Origin of the sequence: Fulvivirga kasyanovii, assembly GCF_009711405.1 — a bacterium.
GTDB classification, from domain to species: domain Bacteria; phylum Bacteroidota; class Bacteroidia; order Cytophagales; family Cyclobacteriaceae; genus Fulvivirga; species Fulvivirga kasyanovii.
Genome location: NZ_SMLW01000324.1, coordinates 1 through 5674 on the forward strand (window position 1 = coordinate 1; position 5674 = coordinate 5674).

Annotated in this window: 4 protein-coding genes; 2 read left to right on the top strand and 2 right to left on the bottom strand. The window is 45.9% G+C overall.

Features of this window, described 5'->3' with window-relative positions; all coding sequences use genetic code 11:
* The coding region (locus E1163_RS30915; RefSeq protein ID WP_221417919.1) for a hypothetical protein at positions 1 to 383 on the top strand (383 nt) is incomplete at its 5' end.
* Between the two features lie 412 nt (positions 384 to 795).
* On the opposite strand, the gene E1163_RS02910 is transcribed toward E1163_RS30915, so the two are convergent.
* Both E1163_RS02910 and E1163_RS02915 read right to left on the bottom strand, forming a co-directional pair.
* Positions 796 to 1908 carry a type 1 glutamine amidotransferase domain-containing protein gene (locus tag E1163_RS02910; protein WP_155169279.1) on the bottom strand — a complete coding sequence of 371 codons (1113 nt, stop codon included), beginning with the start codon at positions 1906 to 1908 and terminating at the stop codon, positions 796 to 798.
* Between the two features lie 81 nt (positions 1909 to 1989).
* Complete coding sequence (locus E1163_RS02915; protein WP_155169281.1) at positions 1990 to 3033, bottom strand: helix-turn-helix domain-containing protein; 1044 nt, start codon at positions 3031 to 3033, stop codon at positions 1990 to 1992.
* A 228-nt stretch (positions 3034 to 3261) separates the two neighbouring features.
* On the opposite strand from E1163_RS02915, the gene katG reads away from it, so the two are divergent.
* Positions 3262 to 5520, top strand: coding sequence for a catalase/peroxidase HPI (gene katG, locus E1163_RS02920; RefSeq protein ID WP_155169283.1), 2259 nt, complete (start codon positions 3262 to 3264; stop codon positions 5518 to 5520).
* The last annotated feature ends 154 nt before the right edge of the window (positions 5521 to 5674 follow it).

The following is a 5674-nucleotide window of genomic DNA, read 5'->3' on the forward strand; positions in this document are numbered from 1 at the left end:
CTAATACAGCATACCGAGTCACTATTAGCCTCTCTGCCCGTGGTTTCTGCTTAAACTTCTTTCATCACACTCAATCAGGAGACCCCAAATCTCCGCTGCGCTGCGTTTGGGGTGACGTGTTAGGGGCTCCGCTTACACTTCGAAAATCACGAAATTATGCCGGTGTTTGTTTTTTACTGCATACCCGCGCGGTTAAAACAGAAATTGAATTTTTTGCCATGTCCAAATTTTCGCACAGCTTGCCTACTGCCTTTGCCGATTGCCTACTTTACTGCTTCCCAGCCAATGTCTCTCGCAGAGGAATCGGCGTCTTTAGAAGCAGAATTGCATTCGCTGACATCACCCACTCTCAAAACCGTCATCCCTTGAATTTTCTTAGTTGAAGGCTATTTCATCGCTGCATGAGTTGAAAATATCAGGGATCTCCTTGATCCGGAGCACAGCCTGAACCTAATACAGCATACCGAGTCACTATTAGCCTCTCTGCCCGTGGTTTCTGCTTAAACTTCTTTCATCACACTCAATCAGGAGACCCCAAATCTCCGCTGCGCTGCGTTTGGGGTGACGTGTTAGGGGCTCCGCTACACTTCGAAAATCATGAAATTATACAGGTGTTTGTTTTATTTGTTACTGTATGCCTGCACGGTTAAAAACAGAAACTGAATATTTTGCAAAGTCAAAATTTCGCCCAGTTTGCCTATTGCCTTTGCCGATTGCCTACTTTTCCTGACTACTTCCGGGACGAGTTTCTGGCAGAGGAGAGGGCTCGGCACCTTTGAGGACTCGTTTTGTTGCCTACTGCCTTTGCCTACTGCCTACTGATTTAGCGTATTTCAAAAGCCCAATAATTTTAACCGCCTTTACCACATCCCATTGCATAGCGGCCAAAATGCTGTGCACGGCAAGAAGTTCCCGGCTTAAAGGCGCCTGCTCTGCAGCACTAAAGTGGTCAATAAGCGCTATGGCATGATCATACCCATGTACTTCAAAAGTTTCCAGCACTTCAACTGAGAGCTCTTCTCCTGTTTTATTCCGGTGCTTGGGGGCATAGCCCAACTGGCCTACCATGGCTTCTGCCACAGCCCAGGTCGACCATGGGTTTTGGCCGGTTATGAGGTTCCCGTCCTTCACAACCTGCTCCAGGTACATGTATCCTTCCTTGAAATCGGCACCATTTTCTATCAATTTATCCTGAAGCAGAAACGGAAATATTGACCGTGCATCTTTGATCAGGAAAAGCTCTTCCTGATTGGTAAAAGCACTTACAGACCTTCCTCTCAAAAGATAATGTCCATTGTTTAATTTCACGTTGACCAGCGCCGCCGGCCCATGGCATACGGCACCAACCACTTTTCCCTCTTCATGGTACTGGCGCACAATGGATTGTATGTGCTGGTTTTGAGGAAAATCAAACAAGGTTCCTTTACCGCCTACAAAGTAGATCGCCTCATAATCATCCGGATTAACATCCTGCATGGGAAGAGTATTGCTGACCTTGTTTTGGGCAACGGTATCATTCAAAAAGGCATGGTCAAACCTGCCCATATCTTCATCATCAATTACCACGGGAGGTTTCCCACCTGCAGGGCTTGCCACATCTACCTCAAACCCATTGGCCACAAATACATAGTAGGCTCGGGCCAGTTCCGACATTTCATAGCCTGTTGCCTTCCCGCTTTCACCCATGGTACCACAACTGGTAACCACGGCCAGTATCTTACCACGATATGGAGGCCTGTTTTTCATAACATAAGACAGGTCGCCGGGAGTGGTGGACTCCATATTTAAAAGTGCAGAGTCAATAGGATGGAGCAGGCTCATAAACCAGTATCCAAAACCAACAACTGCCACAATCAAACCTGTAAAAACTATTAATGCTCTCTTAATGATTCGTTTCTTCCTTGACATAATATTTGCTATTTTTTTAGCAAATGAGGCTTTATGTGAGGACAAAGTCTTTCAAAATGATCATTTCGAAAGATTAAAAGATCATTTCAATACCTCTTTCCGGTAAGTTAAAGGCGTTTTGCCGGTTTGCTTTTTAAAGGCAGTATTAAAGCTGGAGATACTGTTGAAACCTACATCATACGCTATGGCAGCGATAGTGTGATGGGCATACTTTTCATTGCCAAGCATGTTTGCGGCCTCTGTGATCCTGAAATTATTAATGAAGCTGTTGAAATTCCTTTGGCTGCTTTTGTTGATTACCATAGACAGTACCTGGGTACTTACCTTCAGCCGGTCGCTCAATGATTTCAGGCTAAGGTCTGCCTGCTTGTAAAAAGCCTGCTCATTCATCAAATGCATAACCTTGGCGTACAGCTCTTCACACTGCTCATCAGAAAGAGCAGTGGTCTGGTATTTGGCATGGTTTATTTTCTGCATGTATCCTTTGCGGATAACAATAAAACTGACGGTATAGGCTACGATGGAATACAATACCGGTCCTATAATATAAGGTACTTGTTCATCAAACAGGTTAAGCACATAAACCACCCAGATGATCAGGAGGCCAAGAAACAATAACCTCAGAAATTGAAAGACCTCAGCATCAAGCCCTTCTTTTCTTTGCTTTGATGCATAATAATAGCTTATGACGAGATATGCCAGAAAGTGCAGATAATAGGCTACAAAGGCAGAAACAAAAAATGCCATAGGTAACACGGTCAGATGGCTTTCTTCTATCCACAGGCCAAAGCCAATGGCTATAGGAAGAGGAATGAAATGTAGCATATGTACAGGCCTGAGCTTAAAATCCTTGCGGCTACACGACAGAACAAACAAGTAAACCAAAGGCCCGAGGGCGAAAATGGAGCCCAATCCTGTAAAGATAAATTTGACATCAAGATTTTCTGTAAACTCCAGAAAGACTGATTTGCCAATTCTGAATGACAAAACGATCAGCAATAGTCCGAGCAGTTTATTGGCCAATGTATTGCCTTTCGGATATGTCCATAAGAAAACAGCCAGGAACAATCCGTGGACAACTCCAAGGCCACTCAATATAATAAGTATAATATCTGCGGTAGGCATTGGCGCAAATTAATCAAAATGAGGAGAATAGGGTAGTAGATCCCCTTACCATTATTGATAAACACATTGCAGGTATAGCTTTTGTCTATAATGGTATAGTTTTTTAGAATCAATAAAACTGGCTCCCGGGCCTATAAAAGGGTATATTTAACTAATGAATTACTAAGTATTGTCGACAACCCTCTTAGTGCTATGGTTTATGACCTCTAACCTCAAAACTTTATCAATATGGAAAACGAAAAAAACAGAAATGTAGCCACTGACAGCCCGGTTTGGGACACAAATGAATCAAAGAAGACATGCCCTTTTATGAGCGGGGCTGTCAAGTTCACTGCCGGTCATGGTACCTCCAATCGCGACTGGTGGCCCAATCAGTTGAACCTGAAAATTTTGCACCAGCACTCTTCCTTGTCTAATCCTATGGGAGAAGACTTCAACTATGCAGAAGAATTTAAAAGCCTCGACCTGAAAGCTGTAAAGCAAGACCTCTATGATTTAATGACCGACTCCCAGGAATGGTGGCCTGCAGATTACGGACATTATGGTCCGTTCTTTATTCGCATGGCCTGGCACAGTGCCGGTACTTACCGTATAGCAGATGGCCGTGGTGGAGCGGGCTCAGGCTCGCAGCGTTTTGCACCCCTTAACAGTTGGCCTGACAATGCTAACCTCGATAAAGCACGTCTGCTGCTTTGGCCAATCAAACAAAAATATGGCAAAAAGATCTCCTGGGCCGACCTGATGATCCTCGCAGGTAACTGTGCTCTTGAGTCTATGGGATTCGAAACCTTTGGCTTTGCCGGAGGACGTGAAGACGTGTGGGAGCCGGAGGAAGATATCTACTGGGGTTCGGAAGGAGAGTGGCTTGGCAATAAGGAACGTCACGCCGGAGATGTACTGGAAAATCCTCTTGCAGCCTCGCACATGGGTCTGATCTATGTAAATCCCGAAGGCCCCAACGGTAACCCTGATCCGGTTGAAGCGGCGCACCACATCCGCGAAACCTTTGGGCGTATGGCTATGAATGATGAAGAAACAGTAGCATTGATAGCCGGAGGGCACACATTTGGTAAAACTCATGGTGCTGCCGACCCCGGTGAATATGTGGGCAAAGAGCCGGCGGGTGCCAGTATCGAAGAACAAGGCCTGGGCTGGAAGAATACTTTTGGTAAAGGTAATGCCGGAGACACCATCACCAGTGGCCTGGAAGGAGCCTGGACGGCTACTCCGACACAATGGAGCAACAGTTTCTTTGAGAACCTGTTCAAATACGACTGGGAGTTAACCAAGAGCCCGGCCGGAGCACACCAGTACAGGCCAAAGAATGGAGCCGGAGCGGGTACAATCCCCGACGCGCATGACCCTTCTAAAAAACACGCACCATTCATGCTCACTACCGACCTTTCCTTACGAATGGATCCTGCCTATGAAAAAATATCAAGGCGCTTCTATGAAAACCCTGACGAGTTTGCCGATGCTTTCGCAAGGGCATGGTATAAGCTGACCCACCGTGATATGGGACCTCTTTCGCGTTATCTGGGTCCTGAGGTGCCGGAAGAGGAATTGATCTGGCAAGACCCCGTTCCCGCCGTTGACCATGAGTTGATCAATGATAAAGATATAGCCGATCTCAAAAGCAAATTGCTGGATTCCGGCCTGTCAGTTTCTCAACTGGTAACCACTGCCTGGGCCTCAGCCTCTACCTATCGTGACTCTGACAAACGTGGTGGGGCCAATGGTGCACGCATTCGTCTTGCTCCGCAAAAGGACTGGGAAGTGAACAGCCCTACTGAGTTGGCCACAGTGCTTAAAACATTGGAGGGGATACAGCAGGCATTTAATCAGGCACAATCTGGTAACAAAAAGGTTTCCCTCGCTGACCTGATCGTGCTGGGAGGATGTGCAGGTATCGAAAAGGCTGCAAAAAGCGCCGGACAGGATATTACAGTGCCTTTTGCTCCCGGACGTACAGATGCTTCCCAGGAGCAGACAGACGTAGAAGCATTTTCTATTCTTGAGCCCAATGCTGATGCATTCCGCAATTATCTTAGAAACGACAGCAGAGTATCTGCATCAGCAGAAGAAATGTTAATAGACAGGGCACAACTGATGTCACTTACGGCTCCAGAATTGACCGTTCTCTATGGTGGCATGAGGGTACTAAACACCAATTATGATCATTCTAAGCATGGAGTGTTCACTAAACGCCCGGAAGCGCTTACTAATGACTTCTTTTTAAACCTGCTGGATATGGGCACTACCTGGAGAGGTACCTCAGATGCCCAGTATGAGTTTGAAGGCCGTGACCGTAAAACCGGTGAAGTGAAGTGGACAGGCACACGAACAGACCTGATCTTTGGTTCAAATTCTGAACTCAGAGCGTTTGCAGAAGTCTACGCCTGTTCAGATGCGCAGGAGCGCTTCATTAAGGACTTTGTAAAAGTCTGGGACAAAGTGATGAACCTTGACAGGTTTGACCTGAAGTAAGGTATACAAAGCCATACGAGATGGGCTGTATAACAGGTCTGGTAGCACACCTGTCTTTATACAGCCCTTTATTTTTATTCAACTTTTAAATTTAGCTTCGAGGTGTTAATGATTTGTTAAACCTGTTTTGACATTCCATAGCCAGTATTTTTTT

What these genes read in the sequence shown, in the direction of transcription:
- E1163_RS02910 (WP_155169279.1), bottom strand. Translation starts at nt 1,908, where the DNA reads ATGTCAAGGAAGAAACGAATCATTAAGAGAGCATTAATAGTTTTTACA.
- E1163_RS02915 (WP_155169281.1), bottom strand. Translation starts at nt 3,033, where the DNA reads ATGCCTACCGCAGATATTATACTTATTATATTGAGTGGCCTTGGAGTT.
- katG (WP_155169283.1), top strand. Translation starts at nt 3,262, where the DNA reads ATGGAAAACGAAAAAAACAGAAATGTAGCCACTGACAGCCCGGTTTGG.